This is a genomic window from Flavisolibacter ginsengiterrae DSM 18136 (assembly GCF_059568575.1).
On sequence record NZ_JCANTR010000023.1, the window covers coordinates 1 to 24,889 of the forward strand.

Here is a 24,889-nt window from a genome sequence, read left to right on the forward strand (position 1 = left end):
AATAATAAACGCTCAACCCAACATCTCCTGCATTCAGACAACCCTTCAATCCAAGGCCACAATTATCAATCGACAATTGACAATAAGCCCTATTCCATCTGTACCCATTCATCCAAAATCTTTTCCTTTGGTTTTACTAATACTGTTTTTAGTCCCCTGAAACGTTCTTTTACACGCAGGGCCATGGCAATCGGTATCTCGTAGTCTTTTGGAAAAGATCCTGAAAACACCACATTCCAGTCAAAGTCATATTCTTCATGCGTGAGTAATTCCTTATCATCTGCTGTTGGTGGCTCACTCATAATGAAGGTCACGCTTTCCTTTTTCTCCTTCTGAGGCTTTTTGAGTTTACTATTAGCCCTGGCATCAGCCTCTTTAACCAGCATGGGTATACATAACTCAAAATCTGCTGCACTTATCGCCATGCAGCGGAGGGAGTCTAAAAAGCTGTATATCCTGCGTAACACTTCTTCATCGCCTATCCGTTCATGGGCAAAGGCAATACCTTTTTTCCTGCAAACATTGGCAAGGCTCCTTCGCTTATAACCAGGCAGCACATAACGGTACACCAGTGACCATAGGGTATTGCCTCTTCCAAAGCGATTGGAACTGGCCCTGGAGCCTGCAAAGGCATCATCCTTGTAGAAGCGTTTGGTATCCACACCTGGCTTTTCCCTTGCCAGGTAATCACCTTCTTCCTGGTAGAAGTTAATACCGTCAACGGTGCCTATTGCCTTAATGGAGCTTATTTGTCTTGGCATAAGATATCGGATTTAGAAAAGCAAAATACTAAAATAATTAGTATTGTAAAAGCCCTCCCGGTGCAATATTTATCCACAGTCATCCCTATGCGCTTCCAGGATTCAGCCATAGCTACAGCATAGCAACGGTATAGCAACTCCCTATCTACAGTATGGATACTCCGTGCGGGTACGGAGTATGGTGGGCTTAGGTAGGGCGTTGCCAGGGCTTTGATAGGGAGTAGCTATAAGGTACGTAGGAAGGAAACAGGTAGAACTAAGATTGACAGGATTGGGAGGATTAGTCGGGAGTCGGGAGTCTGCAGTCTGGAGTCGAGCCCGTTCAGGATGGAGAACCTTTATGTGGTTCAGGCATATTGTTCCTATTAAAAGGAAAAGGATATTTGCTAATAATATATAATAAGATTTTTGTTGAAACATGGAACAACGAGCAGAGCAGCAAGTGCCAGGACCATTACAATCTATAGCAGGAGGTACCGTTTTCCCGGTATTATTAAGCATCAGCTTTTCGCATTTGTTGAATGATACCATACAGTCACTGATACCTTCCATCTATCCACTGGTAAAAGCTTCGTTTCATTTGAGTTTTAGCCAGGTAGGCCTTATCACATTGACATTTCAATTAGCGGCATCCCTTCTTCAGCCTTTTGTAGGTTATTATACAGATAAAAAACCGCAGCCGTTTTCACTGGCTGCAGGAATGAGCTTTACATTGGCCGGGTTAATCCTTTTATCATTGGCACAAAGCTTTCCCTGGCTGCTGGTTTCCGTTGCCATGATTGGGATAGGTTCTTCGGTATTTCACCCCGAAGCTTCCAAAGTAGCGTATATGGCTTCAGGTGGCCGGCGGGGACTGGCACAATCCATCTTCCAGGTGGGTGGAAATGCCGGAAGTTCAATGGGACCGCTGCTGGCTGCACTTATTGTAGTACGTTATGGACAATCCAATATTGCCTGGTTTTCTATACTGGCGCTTTTGGCCATTATGATTCTGGTCAGGATCGGCAAGTGGTACCAACAGAATATGCACCGGATCAGGCCAAGGTCTCAGGCAGCCATGACGGCCTACCATCCTGGTATACCACGCAAAACTGTTGGAATTTCTATCATGATCCTTTTGATACTGATATTTTCCAAATATTTCTACCTGGCCTGTATGAGTTCCTATTTCACCTTTTTCCTGATAGATAAATTACATCTTTCCATCCAAAGCTCACAGGTACACCTTTTTTTCTTTTTATTTTCCACTGCTGCCGGCACCTTCCTTGGGGGTCCCCTGGGCGACCGCTTTGGACGTAAGTATGTAATCTGGTTCTCTATCCTGGGGGTAGCACCCTTCACCATACTGCTCCCCTATATGGACCTGTTTTGGACCACCTTATTTTCTATTTGCATTGGCTTCATTCTTTCATCTGCCTTTTCAGCCATCCTCGTATATGCCCAGGAATTATTGCCAGGCAAAATAGGCATGGTCTCAGGACTGTTTTTTGGATTTGCCTTTGGAATGGGTGGACTTGGATCTGCACTATTGGGCGCATTGGCAGACCATACCAGCATTCATTATATATTTCACGTCTGCGGATTTTTGCCTTTAATAGGTTTACTGACAGGTTTCCTTCCTGATCTTAAAAAGAAGAAGTTCCAGGTTGCTCCATAGCATACAATCTATTGCCCTTACTTTTACGGCTCTTTAATAAAACCCTTATGCGTAAAACCCTTATCGTACTCTTGTTCATATCAGCCCGGGCTATTGCACAGAATGACGAGCCGTCCCAATTTGTAAACCCTTTGATAGGCACACAGAAAATGGGACATACCTATCCCGGGGCCACTGTTCCTTTTGGCTCCGTACAATTAAGCCCCGACACAGACACCATTGCCATGTTCTCCAATGGGAAGTATAATCCTGACATGTACAAATACTGCGCTGGATATAATTATGATGACAAGACAATAGTAGGATTTTCGCATACGCATTTCAGTGGCACGGGACACTCCGATTTGGGTGATTTTCTCATTATGCCTACCACCGGAGCTTTACAATTGAATCCCGGCACAAAAGATCACCCTGAAAATGGGTTCCGTTCAGTTTTTTCGCACAGCACGGAGGTGGCAAAACCCGATTATTATAAAGTGCGCCTGGAGGATCATGGTATCCTGGCTGAACTTACTACTACTACAAGGGTTGGCTTTCATAAATACACTTTTCCTAAATCAGACAGTGCCCACATTATCCTGGACCTGATGCATGGCATCTATAATTATGATGACAAGAATACCTGGACCTTCCTCAGGATCGAGAACGATACACTGGTGACGGGGTACAGGCAAACTTCCGGCTGGGCGCGCACCCGTACGGTATATTTTGCATTAAGTTTTTCCAAACCATTTACCAGTTATGGAAATAAGAACTTCAGGAACCCGCAGTACAGCGGATTCTGGAGGCGCTTTAACCAGTCACGCAATTTCCCCGAAATTGCAGGCGAGCAAATAAGAGCCTATTTTGATTTTACAACAAGCGAGGGTGAGGCTATCATGCTCAAGTTTGCCCTGTCGCCTGTTAGTACAGCCAATGCTCTTGAAAATTTAAGAACCGAAACACCCGGATGGAATTTTGAAGAAGTGTATCATAAAGGAAATGACCAATGGAACAAAGAACTGAATAAAATAGCAATCACAACCAAAGACCCAAATGAGAAGATAAACTTTTATACTGCTTTGTACCATGCCTTTATCAGTCCAACAGTTTACATGGATGTTGACGGCAGCTATAAAGGTCTTGATCAGAACGTTCACCAGGCTGATGGCTTTACCAACTATACTACTTTTTCCCTGTGGGATACCTACAGGGCACTGCATCCTTTATTTACCATAGTGCAGCCAAAACGGAACAACGATATGGTGGGTTCGATGCTGGCCCATTATGATCAAAGTGCGGAAGGCATGTTGCCTGTCTGGAGTCATTATGCCAATGAGAACTGGTGCATGAGCGGGTATCACAGTGTGGCTGTTATTGCGGATGCTATTATTAAGGGTGATACGGGTATCAATGCAAGGAAAGCATTGGATGCTTGTGTGCAATCGGCACATAAAGGATTTTATGATGGCCTGGACTACTATATGAAACTGGGCTATGTACCAGAAGATAAAAAAGGCGGCACCTCTGTTTCCACTACACTTGAATATGCATTTGATGACTGGTGCATTGCCCAACTGGCGAAGAAGCTGAGCGATCAGAAAGTCTATGAGGAATTCAACAAAAGATCACAAAACTGGCGTAATGTTTATGACAGCTCCATTGGCTTTATGCGTCCCCGACTGAGTGATGGAAGTTTCCGTAAGAATTTTGATGTGCTCTCCACCAATAACCAGGGCTTTATTGAGGGTAATGCCTGGAACTTCAGCCTTTTTGTTCCACAAGATCCCGCAGGCATGATCAAAAGCATGGGTGGCAATCAAAAATTTGTATCCCACCTGGATTCCCTTTTCACCATGCACCTCCCCGATCATTTCTTTGAAGAAACAGAAGACATTACCCGCGAAGGGATCATTGGTGGTTACGTGCACGGTAATGAACCATCGCACCATGTTGCCTATCTCTACAATTATACCAACCAGCCATGGAAGACACAGGAAAGGATCCGGATGATATTAAAAAAACAATACGGAGCCACACCCGACGGATTGGGTGGCAATGATGATTGTGGCCAGATGAGTGCCTGGTATATATTTTCATCCATAGGATTCTACCCGGTTACGCCAGCCTCAGGTGAATACCAGTTGGGTAGTCCTTCAGTAGATAAAGCAGTTATTCAATTGGAAAATGGAAACAGCCTTACTATTGAAGCCCGGAATCAATCTGATAAAAATGTCTATGTACAAAAAGCAGTATTAAATGGGGTGGAATTGAAAAGATTGTATATCACCCAGGAAGATATTCTGAAAGGCGGAACACTGCAGTTTTTTATGGGCGCAAAACCAAATAAGAAAAGAGTATTTTAAATGATAAGGTATCGCCGGATTTTTGCATGAAGTTTGTTTTAGTTCTCTAAAATAAATGGTTATGATACGTAAGCTTAAATCCGGTGAGTATCGCCTCTATTCACGCAAGTTGGACCCAAAAACGCATAAACGCAGGAACCTGGGAACCTTTGATTCGCTGGAGGCTGCCAAAAAGCATGAAAGGGAAGTGCAATATTTTAAGAAGCATTAAATTATGTCTCACACCGGGCTTTTGATCTCTGTGCTGATGATGTGAAGTTCGGAGTTTCCCACATTTTGCAAAGAATGAGGGGCCAGGGCGGAGATCCATAAACCAGAAAATGGGGCTGGCGTTTTAGGCAGTGTTCTCGAATCAAGCACAACATTTCCCTGGGCATCATATCGAATAAAGTCAGACCAGCTTATAACATATAGCGCTGCAGGAAAACGATGTGTATGTACATGGGTAGTTTCGCCAGGTAATATGCAGGTATCTAAAATTCGAACATGCTCATTTTCAAATAACAATTTATGATGCAGTGGGTCTGCAGTTAATGCATCCAGTTCCTCCGGGAAGGGCCAGGGCGTTTTATTTTCTTCTTGCTTGATTGAAATATTAGTATCCATATATCTAACTTGTTGAATCGGTGTGTAGTTTTTCCTGTAATTCCTTATGCACTTTCCTTCCAGTTTTCACAATTATATCCACGACCTGTTCTATATCTTCTTTAGAGGTTCTGAAATTGACAATACAGGCACGCAGGCAGTACTTATTTTGAATGACCGCATTCGATAAAAACACTTCACCACCCTTTTGTAATGCATTCAACAAGGATTCATTCAAACGATTCAGATAGTCCTCCCTGTTTTCAACATCTTTACTATCAACAGGCACGTACCTGAAAGTGGCAATGCTTAAATTTTGTGTCACCGCTTCCAGTTCATTATGTGCTTCAGCCAGGTCATACATGAGCCTCGAAAGTGCAATATCTTCCCTGATCATTTGTTCATAACCTTTTCTTCCGACCTGTTGCAATGCCATCCACACTTTCAATGCCCGGAAGCCTCTTGAATTCTGAAAACCGTATTCATAAAAGTTATGCGTTCTTTCCTCTGTGGAAGAAAAGTTGTAATACACAGGATGTGAACTATAGGTTTCAACCAGGTGATTGGGATCTTTCACCAATGTGCAACCAGCTTCCAGTGGACTATACAACCATTTATGCGGATCCAGCGCAATGGAATCTGCACTGTCTGTTCCCCTGAACATTTCTTTCAGTTCAGGTAATACCGCTGCAGGGATACCGTAAGCGCCATCTATATGAAACCAGAGATCATAGGCTTTACTTATAGAAGCAATAGCCTGCAGATCATCAACAGCACCCGTGCTTACATCGCCGGCATTGCCTATGACCATGATGGGTTTATAGCCCTGCTGCAGATCGTGCTGTATCATAGATTCAAGCACATCTACCTTCATTTTGTTATCAGCTCCTATTTCCACCCAGTGGATCGATTTAGAACCCATTCCAAACAACACTGCAGCTTTTTCAATCCAAGTATGCGTGGCCCTAGAACAATAGACCACTAATTTATCTGCAGCTGAAATTCCTTCTTCTTTAATATTCTTTGGAGCCTTAACGGTTCGGGCCGCCACAAAGGCGGTGAAATTGGCCATATTACCACCACTCACCAAAATACCTCCATAACCGGATGGCACACCAATAAATTCTGAAAGCCATTGAATAGTCTGCAACTCGATTTGGGTCGCCATAGGACTTAAAACCTGTGCGCCCACATTGGGATTTACGGTTGCAGCCAGCAGGTCCGCCAGGGCTCCAATTGGTGCAGGCGAGGAAGTGATATATCCAAAGAATTTAGGATGCCCGTTCAACAGCGAATGATCCAGTAATAATGCTGAGGCCATTGCAATAATATCAGCCGTCGATGCACCCTCGGAAGGAAGCGATGCCTGTCCCAACAATGCCTGCAATTGTCTTGATGATTCACCAGTAGTTACCGGCTTCTGTTGTATAGTATCATAAAACGCTGCTATAGTATCTATCAACCGATGACCGGCTGTTTTGAATTCCTCTTTATTGATCTCAATGGGAGCAGTGCGTTTATTAGTCATGAACGAAAATTTAAAACTTAGAGCTCACGGAACCAAACATCTTATAAAGGATCAATAACACTTATACTTTTTTACACGTAGACTGGCATACATGAGATGATGCTCACGCAATACTAATAAGCACTAATTAAACCTTCCACTACCTTCAATTTTCCTGTAAGGCTTTGTAAAGAAATCGTTCACTGTGGTATTGAATTGATCCTTATAAAATATAGGTGTCGAATGTCCTGAGTTGGGTATGATCCATAAATAGGATTTCGGAATTGATTCTGCTATCAACATAGTGTGTTTGGGCAATAAAACATCATGGTCACCACCAATGACCAGTGTAGGGCATTGGATAGCATGCAATTGCTCTGTGCTGATATGTGGTTCATAGGATAATAAATGAGCCAGCTTTCTTGCATTTTTTATAGCCGGAGTCTGTTGCATTTTAGCCAAGGTATCATTATACTGGATGGCCCAGTTATACACAAATGGATCAACAGCACTGGTATCAGGCCAAAGGTTGGCACCTGTTACCGCTAACTTTTTCACCTTGTCAGGATGACGCATGGCCAATAACAGCCCATTGATACCACCATCACTCCAGCCAATAACATACGTGGAATCCAGGTGCAAGGAATCCAGTAGCGCATTCAGGTCGTCAGCCATCATTTCATAGCTCAAAGAATCACTGGCATCTACCGACTTTCCCTGGGCTCTGCTATCGGCAAGGATCACTTTATAGCGTTTGGAAAAATAAGGGATCTGGTAAAGAAAGTTATTAATGGACCCACCATTTCCATGAATGATGAGAAGCGGCACCCCCTTTCCATATACCTCATAATACATATTGAATCCACGGGTCTTCACAAACTTTCCGACCTTCTTATTCTTCCCATATATTGTAGTATCAAAAGGCGAAACTGCCGGTTGCTGTGCAGAAGCGTACAATCCCATTAAAGAGACAAGGAATAAAAAAAGAATGCGGTTGGCTTTATTCATTCTTTTAAGTTACTCCAATTGGAAAAAAGAAAAGCCGGAAAATTCCGGATCCTCACAACTGTTTAATCATCAGTACAGTTTTACCTTATACCGGAACCGGCCCTTGTAATATTCCTGCATTTTCACCACTTCCCTTGTTTGATCCGTTATCCAAAAAGTTGCATAGCTGCCGGGCGCATAATCTATACGCAACAACCAACAGGGCACCTGGGGACCACCGGGTAATACAATGTTTTCCTTACCCGTTACCGTAAGCTGATAGTAATCAGCCTTCCTTGTTCCCGGTTCATAAAATGCAATGGCAAATTGCTGTCCCTGCTTTTTAAAAGGCAGCAAAGGCAATATCTCAAGGTCCATAGGGAATTCAAAAGCCGGGTGATCAAGGAACACTTTAAAAGAACTATCCGCAGCCGTGCGTTGAACTTCTACAGGAACAGTGACTATATTATTGGTAAAAGCAAAAGATACTGAAGGCCGTCTCTGGTATTCGGCTTTATGGGTTAAAGGGTGTAAAGTGGTTCGTTCACCTGTGGCCACCACATGTGCTATCAAACTGTCCTTTCTGAACCAATCCCATTCAAATTGATAGATCGCCTGGCCTTGTGCCGCAGTAGAGAAATGAATGGACCTGTCCCATATATCCGCGCTTGATATACGCCTGCCCAGGCTGTCTTCAAAATACACAGCATAGGAAGTCTTCCCCTCCTTCATGATATTGGTATTCAAAGTATGGTTAGCCGTGTTAATTGTATCTACCTGTGCGTTCCCTGCTACATATACCAGTAATGCGAAAACAAATAAACAATATGACTTCATTATTTCTTTTTTCCGCAAAACTAAGTGTACACCCATACTGGCAGCTACCACTTATGTAATTACAATGCTGTTAAATAACAGTCCTGGCTAGCCGTTTTTAGTAAGAGGCGAATTGAAACAAGAGATTTAACCATTACACGCTACCTCCTAAACTCTAAACTATTTAAGATTTCTCCAGGTATCGTCATAAAAAAAGCCATCTCCTGGGGAGATGGCTTGATACTATATAACCAAATGATCAGAATGCCTTTTTTGACAACGTACTTTCAATATATTCTGCCAGCTCGGATTGACCATTGGCAGTTTTTTGTTTTTGAACGTTACGCAGCAACCCTTCCACAAAACCAGAAACCTGGTCACGGAAAGATTCCGGCACTTGCGCTACTAAGTTAAGGATATCATCAACACCTCTTTTAAAAGTAGCCGGAGACTTCACCTTGCCCAGGAAATCAGCAAGGGGCCTGATGGCTTCAAACTTGCCCTGGCCCAATGGCATATCTTCAAAATTCTTGAGTATCATTTCTGCGGAACTTTCATCACCATATTTGATCAATATTTTGGTGATAGCACTTCCCAGTTTGCCCTTAGCTGGTTGTGTCATCAGGCGCTTAGCTTCAGAGAAAGCTGTAACACTATCAATCTTCGCTAAAGCCTCAAGGCTATTGCCCGATACACTATAGGAGGAATCATTAAGGGATGCCTGGAAAAGACTTTTATAATTAGCAGATCTCAAATCTCCTAATTTGGAAATAGCAGCGGCTCTTACCGGGCGGCTTTTATCTTTTTGGGCAATCTCTGCCAATAACTTTTCAGCCATGGTACGCACCTGCTCCTTCTGCATATCCAGCTTGCTGATGGCATAGCTGCGCAATCCTGCAAAAGGATCCTTCATACCCATTTCCAATATCTGGGCGGCTGTTCTTTCAGCTGCATTTTTTGCAGCCATGTCAATAGCTTCTCTCCTGTCAATATAGTTGCCGGCATGAGCATACTGGAAAGCATATTCATCAAGCGATTTATTTTCTGTGCGTTGGGCAACCAGTATTTTGTCGGCATCAAAATTCACCCACTGTGGTTGAACAGCAGAAGCGAAAGCAAATGTATCTGCCTTATCCTTTATCCAAACCATATAACGTGTGGGCTTATTTCCATTCCATACATCTACACTTACCGGAAGTGTAAATAAATTATTGCTGTCCTGTGTTTGCTGCACCACCATGCGCACCTGCTTCGCTGTAGCATCGTAGTTAGTTGCCACATTAAGCTTCGGATGCCCACTGCCATAATACCACTGGTTAAAGAACCAGTTCAGGTCCTTACCAGTTACTTCTTCAAAAGCTAAACGCAGTTGTTGCGCTTCCCCGTTCTTGTATTTATTGGTGTTCAGGTAAAGATTTAATGATTTGAAGAAAGCGCTGTCGCCCACATAATTACGCAGCATTTGCAAAATGCCTCCTCCTTTATTATAACTAACACCATCAAATACATCTTCCTGGTTGTTGTAATGAAAACGCACTAAATTCTTCTTTTCATTATTGCCATTGTAGTATCCCTGCAACGATCCATAACGCTCTGCATATGCTGCGTCCTTGCCATATTTGAATTCATTCCACAACTGCGATCCCAGTGTAGCAAAAGATTCATTCAGGGTAATATTGCTCCAGCTTTCTGTGGTCACATAATCACCAAACCACTGGTGGAATAATTCATGGGCGATAACCTCTTCCCAACGGTTGCCATCAGTAAGCTCACGGGCGTCCTGCTGTGCCGATTCCTGGTGTAAAGTGGCCGTTGTATTTTCCATGGCACCACTCACATATTCGCGGCCAACGATCTGGGAATATTTCACCCATGGATAGTCCACACCTGTCAGGCGAGAGAACAAAGCGATCATCTCAGGCGTCAAACCAAATATCTTGCGGGCTACAGGAGCATATTCCTTTTCTACGTAGTAACTAACTTCCTTATCCTTGTATTTATCTTTTATCACCGCATAGTCGCCTACACCCATAAAGAACAGGTAGGGCGAATGAGGCTGGTCCATTTTCCAGTCATCTGTGCGGGTGCCATCGCTGTTGGTCTTCTGGCTAACGAGTTTACCATTGCTCAGTGTCACATATTTTGCCGGCACGGTCATGATGATCTCGTCTGTGGTCTTTTGATTGGGCTTATCTATAGTAGGTACCCATACAGATGTTGCTTCAGTTTCTCCCTGTGTCCAGATCTGTGTAGGTTTATCTTTTTCTTTACCCAATGGATTAATGAAGTAGAGTCCCTTGGCATCTGTGATGGCTGAACTTCCCTTGCCTGTAAATTCATTAGGCTTTGCAGTGTAATCAATATAGACAGTGTATGGCTCACCGCCTTTATACATCTTGTCAAGCTTTATATTCAGTACCCATCCGTTGTACGTGAATTTTAAAGGGCTGTTCTTTGTGCCTTTTACTATTGCAACAGACTTAATGTCCATTGCCTTGGCGTCCAGCGCCAGTGAATCGGTTGCATAGAAATGAGGCTTCAGTGTGATCCATACCTTGCCGTTCAATTGTGATTTGGAATAATCAAAATGAGCATCCAGTTTGGTATGAACCAGGTCATTGATCTTTTCAGGCGTTGCCCGGTATTCCTTCGAAACCTCTTTAGGCGCCTCCTGTGAAAAAGCCAATGAAAAACTTAAAAAACAAAAACTTAGCAGGGCATATCGTTTCATGATACAATTTTAGTGTCGCAAATCTAAGGTTTATGGTTGGCCATGCCTGCATTTTTGATAAGTGGCGCCTGCCGGATTTGAAAGGTTTTAACAAAAGCAATCCGGGTCAGGATATTACCTGGAATCTCCTGGACTACTATTCAATGACTATTTCTTTTCACCAAGGGAGAACCAATTGCCTGAATCGTCAAGAAACAGAGCCTCATAACCATAAAACTCTTTGGTGGGCGGCTTTTTAAAAACAACCCCTTTTGCCTGCAGTTCTTCATAGGTTGCCTTCAGGTCATCACATTCAAAAACACCGAAGCCAAAAGTCCCTTTCTTTACCAATTCACGCATTTGAGCTGCAGCATCCCCCTTGAACATCATACCTTCATCAATGGCCATAAGCGTTATCTCCAGGTCGGGCTGGCCTGGGGGACAAACAGTCAGCCAACGCATTCCCGGGCCCATGGAAGCATCCGTATGCACTTTGAATCCAAGCTTATTCACATAAAAATCATAAGCGCTATCCTGGTTCAGCACAAAAATGCTTACGTGATTCATTCTTGTGATCATATTAATTGGTTTAAAGTTGAAACTGCAAATTGGGATACTTACCAGGCTTTCACTTCTTCAAAATTGCTATTCTTCCAACCTTTCTGCTCTGCAAAACAACCTGGAATAAAATGTAGAGGGTCCTGCTTTATGGCTTTGCCCCTTTCCATCATTTGCCTGCGGTATAAGGAAGGGTTTTGACCAGTTCTTCTTTTGAACAGTGAAGTAAAGGAGCCGAGGCTTTCAAAGCCTACAGTAAAACAGGCATCGCGAACGGTTTCACCTGCACGCAACAAGTCCTTTGCTTTTTCAATACGCAGGCTGGTGCGGTATTGGTGAGGCGTCTGACCATAAATAGAATTGAAAAGCCTGATAAAATGAAATTTGGAGAACAAAGCTTCATCTGCAATATTATCCAGGTCAATTGCCTCAGCATAATGACTGTCAATAAAAATCTTTGCCTGAACGATCCTTTTGTATAGATACATCCCCGGGTACATTACCTGGTATTTATTTTAATTTTCAAATACACTTTATGAAGTTACAATTTTGAATAAAGGATTCTGACCTAACAATTCATAGTTAAATACATCATCCTGTGGTGCGGGAACAACCAGGGATAGCAAGCCTTTTACTCCTGCCAATTAATAATCCTTAATAATTCCTTCACTTTTTCCGGCTTCAGCTTTGCTGAAGAGGGCGCACTGAACTATGAAAAATACCACCACCTTATTACTGCTCCTGGCTGTTATGGCCTTTGCCTGCAGTTCACCTATCAAGGGCATTTTTGGAAAAAAGACACCCCACGAACAATACGCTGAAAAACTGGATGACAGGGACCTTGATAAAACAACTGAAGGCCGCCAATGGCTGGCAGCTTCTCAAAAAGCCCTTTCCAACCCACTCTCCATTGAACTTCCTTACAGGCAACAGGGCTATTTTCATGGTGATAAGCCCCGGGCATTGGGCCTGCAGTTTACGGCTCATGCCGGTGAGCGCATTAGCTTTACGCTTACACCTAAAGATCCCTCGCTTGTGGTTTATGCTGACCTTTTTAAAACCGGCACCCAAACAGGCGCCATACTTTCTGCCGATACTGCCAGCACCCAATTCAGTTTTGACATTGAAGAAAACGGAAATTATATAGTCAGGCTGCAACCCGAATTATTCCGCAGTGGCGAATACAATCTATCCATTTCCATCAATCCTTCCCTGGGATTTCCCGTCACGGATGTTAAAGCCCGCGTTGAAAGCATCTGGGGAGACAGGCGTGATGGCGGCAGGCGAAAACATGAGGGCATTGATATTTTCGCCAAAAAAGGCTCCCCGGCCATAGTTGCTGCTGATGGTGTTGTGACAGGCGTAAAAGAAGGAGGATTAGGCGGTAAGTCCGTATGGATGAAGGCCAACGACAAGAATTATTATCTCTATTATGCCCACCTTGACAAACAACTAGTGGAACAAGGCCAGGTGGTTAAAAAAGGGGATATACTGGGATTGGTAGGAAATACCGGCAATGCCAGGCATACGCCCTCGCATCTCCATTTCGGCATTTACACTTCCAATGGGCCCATTAATCCTTTGCCTTTTGTAAACAAAGAGATACAGTCTGCACCCGACCTGGCATACAGGTCTTTGTTGGGATATTTAAAGGTGATTAAGATGGACAAAGCCAGTGATGGTAGCATTTTAATAGCAAATACATTACTGGTGCCTCTAGGCCTACAGGCTAAGGGATATATTGCCGAACTTCCGGATGGCCAACAGGTGGTTGTGCCTTTGAATGTGGTGCAGCTTATTAAAGGTCCCGTAAGATCTTCTAATGCTATTGCCCGTTCCAAAGATGTTGGATCAAAAAGATCTTGACGATTGTCGCTACCATCTAAACCTACTTGCAATGAAATACCTGCCTGAATATCGATCTTTAAAAAGACTGCATATAATCATTGCTCTTAGACCTAAAGAACCAGCAATTAAAAACAAAAAACCAGAAACCATGTTTATTGCCCATATGCCTGTTATTTGTTTTTAACCGGCAGATCTTTGTACCCAATCAATTCTATGCCTTTCTTTTTGATATACGCTTTTACCTTTTTGCTCGTAAAAAGGTCTGTTACTCCCTGCCTGTCCATAGACACTTTTTCATAGCCAATATGATACACTGCCTTTAATTCCTCGTTATCAAATCCGGGATGATCTATGAACCAATAGGTTTTACCTGGCTGTAGTTTTTCTAATCCTTTCAGGAAGCTTGCTATCTTTTCTTCACTGGTGCCCGAAGGACCATCATACCCTGTATAGGCCACTGCATTTTCCTCAAGGTCTATATCAATCTTATATTCTTTGGCCAGCTTACGGGTCATGGCAGCTACCTCAGGGGATAGTTCTGTGCACCACATATGCGAAGACACATGGCTGATGCGCGGTATAAGTTTTAAAGCCAGTTCTATCTGGGCGCGAAACTCCTTTTCAATATCCCTGATGTCCCATTTGTTTTCTTTCAATGATTGGCCTGGGTAATTTTTATTAGGATTCACCATAGGAAAGAAATACCCATTACTGTCTTTAATGGAAGCCGCACCAGTCAATGGGCGCCACTTGATATTCTCCCATTCGCTGGTGATAGCCAGGTGCACACCCACATCCACACCGGGATTTTCTCTTAAAAGCTTCACCGCTTCTGGAAACCATGGTGATGGAACAATAACCTCAATAGATCTTTCTATGCCTTCCTTATACGATTTGATCAGTGCCTCATTCCCTGAATGCGTATAACCCATATCATCACCTCTAACCAACAGGCGAATTTTATTTGGTTGCGCACTAACCATAAAGGCTATTGATAAAAAAACAGTAGCAAATAGTAATCTTTTCATGAAACGGAATTAACTGGTATTAATACTTATCATTTGGTGCATGGCCATTGAAAAAAGCCTGTAATGCTGCCTTATAGCAAGATACGGGATCTATGTGTCAGTAAGGATGATCTTAATAAAGACTGCATTAAGTAATAATCAAATTAATTTTGATGAAACAAACCAACCATATGGCAGAAAACTGGACAAGCAAATGGGATGATAGATATCGGGACAAGGAATTTGCTTATGGTGAACAACCTAATGAGTACTTGAAAGAACAACTGGAAAGACTAGCACCGGGAAAAATTCTTTTCCCGGCTGAAGGCGAAGGACGAAATGCTGTTTTTGCCGCTCAACTCGGCTGGTCTGTCTCGGCATATGACATCAGCATTGAAGGTCAAAAGAAAGCACTGCAACTCGCCCAAAAAAAGAATGTATCAATTGACTATCAAATTGGAGAATTAGAATCCTTACACTATCATGAAGAACAATTTGACGCCATTGCATTGATCTATGCACATTTTCCGGCTGCTATCAAATCAGCCACTCACAGGTCGCTTGATACATATTTGCGCAAAGGCGGAACCATAATTTTTGAGGCGTTCAGTAAAAATCATATTGACTATATAGCGAAAAATGAAAATGTTGGAGGACCAAGAGACATAGCATCCTTATTTTCTGTTGAAGAAATCAAATCTGATTTTGTGAACTATGATTTTATAGAATTGAAAGAAACTGAAATTTCTCTCAATGAAGGAATGTACCATAACGGGCAAGCCTCTGTGATCAGGTTCCTGGGCCGGAAGCTATAAGGGGTAAACTTCAGGTTTACGCAATTCGAAATAAAAGTTTGACTGCTGTGAAAAAAAAATAATTCCACCTAAAGAACAAAAAACAATAAACCATAAACAAGAAACGGTCTAAAATAGTTTTTCAATCACCAGGTTCACCACTTCAAACAGAATCAGTATGATCACTATCCACTCCAGCATGCTGCTGTAGCGATGCTGCATCAATGTCCTGAATAATTCCAGGTTGTCTTTGATAATGCTTAAACCTTCATGAATGGTTCGCACCCGTACCTGCAGATCGAATGTCCGCTTCAACTCCCCATCTATCCTGTTCAGGCTTTCATTTTCCCATGTCTCCGGCGGCGAATCAAACACATAGATATTCTCGGCTATGCGGTTACGTAGCAGCAATGTTTTACCAATAAACACTTTCAGGTATTTACCTGATAATCCCAGTCGTCCTTTATTCACCAGCGTTTGTGTATGTGTATTGGTCTCAGCCAGCAATTTACTGGTTTGCTCTTCGTAATAATCCAGGGCCACAGATTGAGATACATTCATCATCACCAACCGCAGCACTTCAATATTGGCCGACGGGATCTCAATCTGGTTGAAGCCCACCTTCACTTCTCTTGCTTCTGTCTGCACCAGGAATTCATCGGTCAGGCTGTTCTCGAAAAGATTTTTGCAATAAGGATAGATGAGTTTCAGAAAGGACTCTATTTCCCTGACCCCATAATTTAAAAAACAAACAGCTCCATACTTAAACACATATACATACTGTTCTGTGCCCGTCCTGTAAAACAATTCTGATTGATCATGGTACACCAGTTCACCGGTGAACCCGGTACTGAACCGTTTTACATCAATTGAATCGGCAACCTGGTATGAAACCACTTTTTGCAACATGGCCGGAGTTTCCTCCATTAAAATTAACCAATCTTAACCAGCCGCATTCAACGGTCATGTATAATTGTAAGGTAGTGGTAGTGATTTGTACTAAGCAATAACTACAGTTTGTTCTGCATCCAAATATTGACGGGTTGTCCTCACCGTAGAATAAAAATAATCCAGGGCGGCTAAAAAGCTTTTTTGCACTTGTTCTGCTTTTACCTTTTCTCCCTGAATCTCCAGGTCCCTGGTTGCACAGGCATCCCCTATTACCGTACAATCAAACCCAAGGTCCTTTGCAGCCCTGGTAGTTGCATCTACGCACATATGCGTCATCATGCCACAAATTACCAGTCCTGTTACATCCAATGCTTTTAAATATTCCAATAATTCAGTTTCCCTGAAACTGTTTGGGTAATGCTTGATGATGACCTTTTCAGTTTCCAGTGGTTGCACAAGATCATGAATGGCGGCACCCATTGTGCCGGGCAGGAAAAAAGTAGCACCAGGTCTGGATGCCAAATGCTGTATATGTATCACAGGCCGATCCATTGCCCGGAAGCTTTCAATCAACAGCTTTGCATTTGCAGCAGCTGTTTCAGCACCGTTCAATGTCATTGTTCCCCCGTCGAAATAATCGTTTTGAATATCTATGATCAGTAAGGCTGTTTTCATTGTAGTAAGAATGTTCTGTTTAGTGAAGCTTTATAGTTCACCGCAAATTTAATAGTGAAAAAATATGTTGGAGATGACAATGAAAACAATTTGGACTCAAAAATTGCAGGCACTATTTTAAGGATTAGTATGCCCATTTTTATTGACACCAATTTTAAGCACCAGGTTCCATGAGACTTCCTTCACTGATAAAGGATCACCCCAGGCTGGCGAAAGCTTTGAGATAAAGTCTTCGGTTGGATCATAATGGTTGGTATTTATAAACCTTTGAACAGCCGACCAGGTACAGAGGTATTCCCTGAAATCATATAGGGTCATTTCTTTTTTAGATTGAAATGCCGGTGCCTGTATTTCCGGAAAGGGGAAAGGAATTGTTTTGTATCCAGCTTCAGCGTACCTGTTTTCAGCGATCCAGTAATCATCCAGCTCCACATCATGAAAATGATGAATGAACGGGTCGATCTCCGGAGATATAGATGGCGGCACATAGGCCCAGGCCGCGATGATACCACCTGGCTTTAATATTCTTTTCACTTCAGGGTAGAATTGATCAAAATCGAACCAGTGCAAGGCATTGGCAATAGTTACCAGGTCTGCAGAGGAATCCAACAGGGAAGTTTGCTCTGCTTTCTCCACCCTGTATTCCACATTGTCCTGTATAAAGGCATAATTGATTTGCTCACTGCTTGGATCTGTGCCAATTACTTTTTTAAAATGTGCAGCTAAGCCTATGGCTGCCTGCCCGTTTCCTGTTCCACAATCCCAGGCTAGTTCATGGCTTGTTGCCAGTGATGATAAGAAACTATAAAGCTCCTGAGGATACCCGGGACGGTATTTGGAATAAATATTCGCCTGCTTTGAAAAATGATCCTTGAATTGCATAAATTTTTCTTGCGTTTAAAAGGGGTTGACATCTATTGCACAAAGGAATGAAGCGGGGATCCGATGACGACTATTTAGTCAGCTCTTTCAATAGATCCTCAAGATCCAATGGTTTGGTGAACATGTCTAAAGAACCATCGGGTTTGACTGGCCATTGTTCCTTTGGCCTGTCCCAATACAATTCCACGCCGTTCTTATCCGGGTCATCAAGGTAGAGTGCTTCCGACACACCATGATCTGAAGCGCCGATCAGGGGATAGCGATGCTGGTGCAGCCGTTGTAATATCGCAGCCAGGTCTTTCCGTGAAGGATACAATATGGCAGTATGAAACAAACCAGGTGAATTTCCTGGTGCAGGAGGAGCATCCTTACTATACCAGGTATTCAGGCCAATATGGTGGTGATAACCTCCGGCGGAAATGAAAGCTGCATCTTTACCGTAGGTAGTGGTCAGCTCAAAGCCTAAAATCCCACAGTAAAAGTCCAGCGATCGTTGCAGGTTTGAAACTTTCAGGTGCACGTGCCCGATGCGGGTTTGCCCCGGAATGGTATAATCGGGATGTATGTCCATATGATAAAGGTAAGACCTGTAAAAAAATCACACTCTCAGTGCCCCGCGAAATCCCCTGGCTGCATAATAAGAAGATGCGCCATTATGGTAAATAAAGACATGATCATAACGGAAATCAGCAAAGATGGCACCACCGAGTTTCCTGATCGCCGAAGGTGTTTGTATCCAGCTGGAAGTTTTCATATCAAACTTTCCCAATTGCTGCAACTCCCGGTACTGTGCCTCGGTTAACAGTTCAATACCCATGGCAGCGGCCATCTCTACCGCGCTATTTTCAGGTTTAAATTCTTTTCTTGAATCCAGTGCTTCCCTGTCGTAACACAGACTTCGCCTGCCTTTGGGACTTTCTGCAGCACAATCATAAAAAAGGTATTCGCCGGTTCTTTTATCCTGTCCTACCACATCAGGCTCACCACCCGATGCTTCCATTTCCTGGAGCGACCATAGCTTTTCACTATTAGCATCCAGCCTGGCCTGCACATCCGCCCATTCAATACCCTTATGCCGGTTCATGTGTTTCTCAAAACGGCTTTTCAATACCTTTAAAAGCTCAGCGCCTTCTTTTTCAGATATGTTCTTTTTACTGGCCATGATTATGGTTTTTATCTGTATTGCTTATACTCTTGCTATCCTGCTTTACAACTACATCATTCTGCAAGGTTGTAAAAGTTGAAATTATGCAGTGAAATATGGCAATAGTGAAGCATCATAAAGTTAATGATCACTTTATTTCAAAAACCCTGCTTGCATAATACCATTATTTCACAATAGTCCTTTTTGCTATTTATTCCGTTCGTAAACTTTTAACCGGGTTGGCAATAGCAGCCTTGATAGATTGAAAACTCACAGTCATTAATGAAATGATTATGATGGCGATGAATGGTAAGGCCAGGTAGGTCCAATGAATGGAAGTACGGAAAGCATAACCCTGTAACCATTTCGACACACTGATCACTGCAATAGGAGTTGCTACCAGGAAGGCTATCAGCACCAGCAGTGCAAACTCCCGGTACAACAACCTGAGTATATCAGTTACAGAAGCTCCCAAAACTTTCCTAATCCCTATTTCCTTGGTTCGTTGCAGGGTAGTAAAAGAGGCCAATCCAAATAAGCCCATACATGCCACTAAAATGGCCAGCAAAGTAAATAGCAGGAAGGTCTGGCCAAAACGTTGATCTGCCTTATACTGCTGATCAAAATGATCATCGAGGAAGAAATAATCAAAGGTGTTGCCGGGGAAAAATTCCTGCCACAGGGATTTAATTGCTGCAATGGATTGTGAAGAACTCTGAACCGTAGTTTTTATGGAAGTATACCCCGAAACATCTGGTATAAGCCGGAGGATCAGCGGTTCATACGCTTCACGTAAAGATTGCTGGTGAAAGTCTTCAACTACTCCACTGATCGTATATTGTTCCCCCCAGAAATCTATTCTTTTACCTATAGCTTCCTCAGGTTGATGAAATCCTAATAATGCCACGGCACTCCTGTTGTAGATCACATTATGGGCATCATCCCCATAATCTTTTGAAAAAGCACGCCCGGCGATCAGCTTCAATCCATATATCTTTAAAAAATCATAATCCACCCCAATTACCCTGTATTGTTTTTGTGTTGACTCATCGGCTCCTACCAGTTTGATGCCTCCTGCATTCCAATCCACCGGCTCCCCGGGAATACTTGTAGAAACCGTTGCATTTGTAATTCCTGTTTGACTGACCAGTCGCTGTTTGAAAGCTGCCATTCGCTGCATATAGGTAGAATCCCGTCCCACCAATGGTTTATTGATCACAAGCGTTTGGTCAATATTGATGCCCAGGGATTGCTTGCGCATGAACTGGATCTGCTTATATACCACCAGGGTACCTATCAATAAAAAAAGTGAAGCGGCGAACTGAAATACTACCAGGGACTTTCGTAACACATTACCTGATGTGGTGCTCACCATTTTACCTTTTAATACCATGATAGATTTAAAACCAGATAGAACAAATGCCGGGTACAAACCTGAAAGGAAAACACCAATACAGTATAAACCTATTAATCCCAGCCAAAAATCCCCTTTAAGAAATAAGGAGAAAGAAAGATCCTGTCCCGATAGTGCATTAAACCCGGGAATGCTTACCACAACAATTATTATAGAAAGTATAACTGCAGCGGCATTCAGTAAAGCAGATTCAGACAGGAATTGAAAGATCAGTTGCTTCCTGCTGGAACCAATAGCCTTACGTATGCCCACTTCCTTGGCCCTGTTGATGGCCCTGGCAGTGGCCAGGTTGATGTAATTGACCCAGGCGATGATGACAATAAAAAAAGCGATCGCCAATAAAAGGTACACCGTTTTGCCATCCCCATTGGGCGCAGGTTCGCCCATATAATTGGAATAAAGGTGAATGTCTTTTAATGGTTGCAATGTATACGTAACAGTTGCATTATATTTTTTCAGGTCAGCACCTACCGCCTTTTCTACGATCTGCGGAAACTTTGATTGTACCACCGAGGGATCAGCACCATGACGAAGCAATAAATAGGTCAGGCATCCATCCCATAACCAGGCGGTCTCCGGGTTGTTTTCAGGCCCCATCATTTTAATATAGCTGGAATAGGAAAGCAGTATGTCAGGGCGTACCTGTGTATTCACAGGCGCATCTTTATACACTGAAGTAACGGTATAATTTTGCTCCTTGTTTACACGGAATGTTTTGCCAATGACATCCGTAGTGCCGAAAATATTTTTTGCTGTCGTTTCTGAAACTGCTGCAGTAAAAGGCTCCTGCAAAGCGGTTGCTGCCTGGCCTGATATAAGTGGAAACGTAAAAACTTTAAAAAAAGAAGCACTGGCGAAAAATGGCTTTTCAATTTTTAATGGCTGGTTACCCAATTCTGTCAGCAGCGGACCGCGGCCAACCAGTTTTACATAATCTTCAATTTCAGGTATGGCATCCTTAAATGAATTCCCCGCAGCATAAGCGCCCCCAGCCCATCGGGTACTTAAAATCCCTTTGTCATACCTGTCCTGCTGCACCCTGTAGATACGGTCCTTTTGCACCTGGAAGTTTTCATAACTTAATTCGAAGGAAACGTATTGCAAAATCAACAGGCAGGAAGCCATACCGATAGCCAGGCCAAGTATATTAATACCTGCATATCCCCTCTGGCGAATAGCATTTCGCCAGGCCATTTTAAAATAGTTCTGAAGCATAGTAAAGATGTTTCTTATAAGTAAGATTAATAGCCTTTGCCGGTATTACCACGAACAGTTTCGTAATTGGCAAATATTAATGATGACTGGTAAAGTAATTAGGCTTTAAGTAAGGGGAAATGCTTCCTTACCATCAGTAACTATCATCACTGAAAAGGAAAGGCCTTAAATAGAAAAGATGCTACAGGAAATCAATTATTCCGTAACGTTTTAATCGTTTACCACCTTCCTGCGATACTTTGCTACAATTGTCAGTTTGATCAGCAGTTTTTATAAATGATCATTTGGTCGTTTTGGCGCCCATTTGCTGCCCCAGCTTTTCATATTGTAAATCGTCCGGTTCCCACAGCTCTATTTTATTGTTTTCCACATCAAGGATATGTACAAACTTTCCATATTCGAATGTTTGTATGGTGTCTGTCAATACTACATTCTCCTTTTTTAATTGTGTCACCAGAGCTTCCAGGTTATCAACCCTGTAATTGATCATAAACTCTTTGGTGGAGGGGGCAAAATATTTGGTTGTTTCTGCAAATGGGCTCCATTGGGTAAATCCTTTCTTAGTGGTATCGGCCCCTTGTCGCCATTCAAACACTGCCCCATATGGGTTTGTATTGAGGCCAAGATGGATTTTGTACCATTCCCGAACCTTCTTTGGATCCTTGCACTTGAAAAATACACCACCAATACCTGTTACCCTCTTTAATTCCGCACTATCATTTTTGGTTGTTGTGATTGACTTGAATGCATATCCAAGACAAAAAGTTGAAACAAGTACCAGGATAGATAATAGCCTCTTTTTCATTGTCATCAGTGTTTAGTTACCAAAGGTCTGTTATGTAAAATAGGTTAAAGTATTATACGCTGCATGATCATCAGCCCGGAACTACCCAATAAATGTACAAAGATGCCAACAGGTTAAAATGATTTAAGGGTTCAAGAAAATGCTAAGCCATACTAACCCTTTAGTCCTGGGCACATTGGTGCAACACTTTGTCCCTGATATTCATGAACGGCCTTTCTACTAATTTATGTAACAGCCAGGCACCGGTCAAAACAATCAAAACACAAGATATAAACATCAAATTTCCTTCCCTGTCAACATCAAGCTTTATCAATTGCCCCTGTGTGATGTGAATAATAAATTTATGAATAAGGTAAACTCCATAGGATAAAGAAGCAATGGTAGTTGTCACTCCCGACCTGTAATTATATAATAAACTGCCTGGGCTGAGGGCACCTAATACCAAAACTCCATAACCTATACTTACAACTGGAAATCCAAATATGGAAGCCGCAAAACTTTGCTCTTCTAAGCATAAAAAATAAGCGCCTGCCAAAATCATGCAACCCAAAAGCAATAACATATTACCATACCTCAAAACCCGCTTGCCCAGTGCAGGCATAAATTGCAATAAAGCCGCTATTGCTACACCCACCAATAGTCCGTCAAGGCGGCAAAAGGTCGGGTAATAGATCCATTTATACCATAAAACTCCAAAATCCCCGCTTTCGGAATGGGGCTGCAATACTACCTGGTAACAATAAAGACGGACCAGGAACCCTGACAGGAATAAGGCTATGAGAAACCAGTACCCCTTCTTTATTGCATTGAAGTAAATAAGGCCTGACAATAGCAGGGGCAATACCATGTAGAATTGTTCTTCAATGCATAGTGACCAGGCATGTGAAAATGTTCCCTGTGTCCGCAGGTCAAGCCCCAGGTTTTGTGTAAAGCTCATGTATTTCCATAACGGCGCCAGGGCTTCACGTTCGTGTACATATGGAAATAAAAAATAGATGCTTACGACAACCAGGTAGGGAGGAATAATTCTAAAAAAACGCCTGATAAAGAATTGTTGTAATGAAATGCTTTTGTACAATGAAATTCGTGTAAAAAGTTGCGAAGCTATCAGGTAACCACTCAATACAAAAAACAGGTCAACACCCGTCCAGCCAAATTTGCCAAATGTAGTCGTCCATTCAGGATGGTAGAAAATACTGTAATGGTAAATAAATACAAAACAGATAGCCAAGGCCCGCAGATGGTCTAAACCATAAAGTTTGTTTTTAGATCCCGAAGGCAAAACAGCAGTTAATTGGTTTTTCAAATTGGTAATAGATTTTATTGCCAGGGGCTAACCAGCATCAACCAGCGAAACTATTTATTGTTGACACTTGTAAATATAACGACCCTAAACATATTGTTTAACGTTAGGCAATTATCAACTGAACCTGCTTATGCCATTCATAATAAAAGTCAGCAGTAACTTTTCACATTCCCTAACCCTGAGATAATAATTTTTCCAGGACTTTTACAAAAGAATACGAATACTAATTGATTATAAAGGTTTGAATGGTAATCAAATAAGTCCATTTAGCAGTAATTATCCGGCAGCACGCCTTTTAGAATAAGTATTTGAACCGGTATAAGTCAATCTTTTCTTTCTATCCACAAGGCCACTTATTGTAATCAGGTCTCATTTTTGTGGCTTTATCTGCAAAGAACTATTATGAGAAGAAACCAATCCGGTAGGCAACTGCTGTATGTAATTATTTTCACTTTGCTTGCCAATGTTACTGCTTTTCACCTACATGCTCAAAGCGTAAAAAAAACAACTTATGATGTGACTTTGCAGGGCAGTTCTAACATACACGACTGGACAATGAAATCAAGTGGCAGCGGACCGGAAGCAAACGTGACCCAAAATAGTACCACACGGTTAATAGAAAGCATTCAGCCCCTGACTTTCAACCTTACGGTAAAAAGCCTTAAAAGCAAGGAAAATTTACTAAATACAAGGGCATATAAAGCGCTTAATTCCGATAAATATCCAACCATCAGTTACCACCTAACCCATGCCAAAGCAACAGGGAATCAACTTACCCTCACAGGTCAACTGACCATTGCCGGTACTACAAAGGACATGACATTAACAGGAACCCAGCAGAAGAATGCCGATGGTACTGTTACGTTCAGCGGGGCAAAAAAATTTAAGATGTCCGAGTTTAAAATCCCACCCCCCAAATACATGATGGGTGTGATGAAAGTTTATGATGATGTAACGGTTAATTATTCTGTTCGCTTTTGAC

The 24,889-nt window shown here is 42.4% G+C and carries 23 protein-coding genes; 6 read left to right on the forward strand and 17 right to left on the reverse strand.

All coding sequences use genetic code 11. The features are described from left to right. Positions 1-89 precede the first annotated feature (89 nt). Positions 90-761 (reverse strand): hypothetical protein, encoded by a 672-nt coding sequence (locus BP74_RS18420; RefSeq protein ID WP_496376410.1) that lies wholly within the window; start codon positions 759-761, stop codon positions 90-92. Between the two features lie 418 nt (positions 762-1,179). On the opposite strand from BP74_RS18420, the gene BP74_RS18425 reads away from it, so the two are divergent. The 3 genes from BP74_RS18425 to BP74_RS18435 all read left to right on the forward strand — a co-directional run bounded on the left by BP74_RS18425 (position 1,180) and on the right by BP74_RS18435 (position 4,974). After that, the gene (locus BP74_RS18425) at positions 1,180-2,418 is read left to right on the forward strand and encodes an MFS transporter (protein WP_496376412.1); all 1,239 of its coding nucleotides are present in this window, start codon (positions 1,180-1,182) and stop codon (positions 2,416-2,418) included. Positions 2,419-2,465: 47 nt separating this feature from the next. Then, entirely contained in the window at positions 2,466-4,763 is a 2,298-nt protein-coding gene (locus tag BP74_RS18430) for a GH92 family glycosyl hydrolase (protein WP_496376414.1), read from the forward strand. 61 nt (positions 4,764-4,824) lie between these two features. Further along, positions 4,825-4,974 (forward strand): hypothetical protein, encoded by a 150-nt coding sequence (locus tag BP74_RS18435; RefSeq protein ID WP_496376416.1) that lies wholly within the window; start codon positions 4,825-4,827, stop codon positions 4,972-4,974. Between the two features lie 8 nt (positions 4,975-4,982). On the opposite strand, the gene BP74_RS18440 is transcribed toward BP74_RS18435, so the two are convergent. From BP74_RS18440 to BP74_RS18470, 7 genes are all read right to left on the reverse strand, one after another. Beyond that, entirely contained in the window at positions 4,983-5,369 is a 387-nt protein-coding gene (locus BP74_RS18440) for a hypothetical protein (RefSeq protein ID WP_496376418.1), read from the reverse strand. A gap of 4 nt (positions 5,370-5,373) precedes the next feature. Then, the gene (locus BP74_RS18445) at positions 5,374-6,876 is read right to left on the reverse strand and encodes a pyridoxal phosphate-dependent decarboxylase family protein (protein ID WP_496376420.1); all 1,503 of its coding nucleotides are present in this window, start codon (positions 6,874-6,876) and stop codon (positions 5,374-5,376) included. A gap of 123 nt (positions 6,877-6,999) precedes the next feature. Then, positions 7,000-7,863: an alpha/beta fold hydrolase gene (locus BP74_RS18450; protein ID WP_496376422.1), complete on the reverse strand. Its 864-nt coding sequence runs from the start codon at positions 7,861-7,863 to the stop codon at positions 7,000-7,002. Between the two features lie 69 nt (positions 7,864-7,932). Further along, positions 7,933-8,679: a hypothetical protein gene (locus BP74_RS18455; RefSeq protein ID WP_496376424.1), complete on the reverse strand. Its 747-nt coding sequence runs from the start codon at positions 8,677-8,679 to the stop codon at positions 7,933-7,935. Between the two features lie 238 nt (positions 8,680-8,917). Further along, a complete protein-coding gene (locus tag BP74_RS18460) occupies positions 8,918-11,389 on the reverse strand; it encodes a M1 family aminopeptidase (protein WP_496376426.1) in 2,472 nt (823 codons plus the stop codon). A 147-nt stretch (positions 11,390-11,536) separates the two neighbouring features. Then, positions 11,537-11,947: a VOC family protein gene (locus BP74_RS18465; RefSeq protein WP_496376428.1), complete on the reverse strand. Its 411-nt coding sequence runs from the start codon at positions 11,945-11,947 to the stop codon at positions 11,537-11,539. Between the two features lie 38 nt (positions 11,948-11,985). Next, on the reverse strand, positions 11,986-12,426 hold the full coding sequence (locus tag BP74_RS18470) for a helix-turn-helix domain-containing protein (RefSeq protein ID WP_496376430.1): 441 nt from the start codon (positions 12,424-12,426) through the stop codon (positions 11,986-11,988). Between the two features lie 211 nt (positions 12,427-12,637). Between BP74_RS18470 and BP74_RS18475 the strand changes: the two genes are divergently transcribed. Next, the gene (locus tag BP74_RS18475; RefSeq protein WP_496376432.1) at positions 12,638-13,792 is read left to right on the forward strand and encodes a M23 family metallopeptidase; all 1,155 of its coding nucleotides are present in this window, start codon (positions 12,638-12,640) and stop codon (positions 13,790-13,792) included. 152 nt (positions 13,793-13,944) lie between these two features. Here the strand turns inward: BP74_RS18475 and BP74_RS18480 are convergent, their stop codons facing one another. Continuing rightward, entirely contained in the window at positions 13,945-14,802 is an 858-nt protein-coding gene (locus BP74_RS18480) for a polysaccharide deacetylase family protein (RefSeq protein ID WP_496376434.1), read from the reverse strand. A gap of 152 nt (positions 14,803-14,954) precedes the next feature. On the opposite strand from BP74_RS18480, the gene BP74_RS18485 reads away from it, so the two are divergent. Next, on the forward strand, positions 14,955-15,596 hold the full coding sequence (locus tag BP74_RS18485) for a class I SAM-dependent methyltransferase (RefSeq protein WP_496376436.1): 642 nt from the start codon (positions 14,955-14,957) through the stop codon (positions 15,594-15,596). Between the two features lie 108 nt (positions 15,597-15,704). Here BP74_RS18485 and BP74_RS18490 read toward each other — a convergent pair whose 3' ends face one another. From BP74_RS18490 to BP74_RS18525, 8 genes are all read right to left on the reverse strand, one after another. After that, positions 15,705-16,502 (reverse strand): RMD1 family protein, encoded by a 798-nt coding sequence (locus tag BP74_RS18490; RefSeq protein ID WP_496376438.1) that lies wholly within the window; start codon positions 16,500-16,502, stop codon positions 15,705-15,707. A gap of 72 nt (positions 16,503-16,574) precedes the next feature. Beyond that, on the reverse strand, positions 16,575-17,141 hold the full coding sequence (locus BP74_RS18495; RefSeq protein ID WP_496376440.1) for a cysteine hydrolase family protein: 567 nt from the start codon (positions 17,139-17,141) through the stop codon (positions 16,575-16,577). A gap of 117 nt (positions 17,142-17,258) precedes the next feature. Beyond that, a complete protein-coding gene (locus BP74_RS18500; protein WP_496376442.1) occupies positions 17,259-18,023 on the reverse strand; it encodes a class I SAM-dependent methyltransferase in 765 nt (254 codons plus the stop codon). A gap of 70 nt (positions 18,024-18,093) precedes the next feature. After that, on the reverse strand, positions 18,094-18,594 hold the full coding sequence (locus BP74_RS18505) for a VOC family protein (RefSeq protein ID WP_496376444.1): 501 nt from the start codon (positions 18,592-18,594) through the stop codon (positions 18,094-18,096). A 27-nt stretch (positions 18,595-18,621) separates the two neighbouring features. Continuing rightward, positions 18,622-19,185, reverse strand: coding sequence for a DUF4256 domain-containing protein (locus BP74_RS18510; protein WP_496376446.1), 564 nt, complete (start codon positions 19,183-19,185; stop codon positions 18,622-18,624). A 193-nt stretch (positions 19,186-19,378) separates the two neighbouring features. Beyond that, positions 19,379-21,796, reverse strand: a complete 2,418-nt coding sequence (locus BP74_RS18515) for an ABC transporter permease (RefSeq protein WP_496376448.1) — start codon at positions 21,794-21,796, stop codon at positions 19,379-19,381. Positions 21,797-22,076: 280 nt separating this feature from the next. Further along, positions 22,077-22,601, reverse strand: coding sequence for a VOC family protein (locus BP74_RS18520; RefSeq protein WP_496376450.1), 525 nt, complete (start codon positions 22,599-22,601; stop codon positions 22,077-22,079). A 160-nt stretch (positions 22,602-22,761) separates the two neighbouring features. Next, complete coding sequence (locus tag BP74_RS18525; protein ID WP_496376452.1) at positions 22,762-23,907, reverse strand: acyltransferase family protein; 1,146 nt, start codon at positions 23,905-23,907, stop codon at positions 22,762-22,764. Positions 23,908-24,309: 402 nt separating this feature from the next. Here BP74_RS18525 and BP74_RS18530 point away from each other — a divergent pair, with 402 nt between their 5' ends. Continuing rightward, complete coding sequence (locus BP74_RS18530; protein WP_496376454.1) at positions 24,310-24,888, forward strand: YceI family protein; 579 nt, start codon at positions 24,310-24,312, stop codon at positions 24,886-24,888. The last annotated feature ends 1 nt before the right edge of the window (position 24,889 follow it).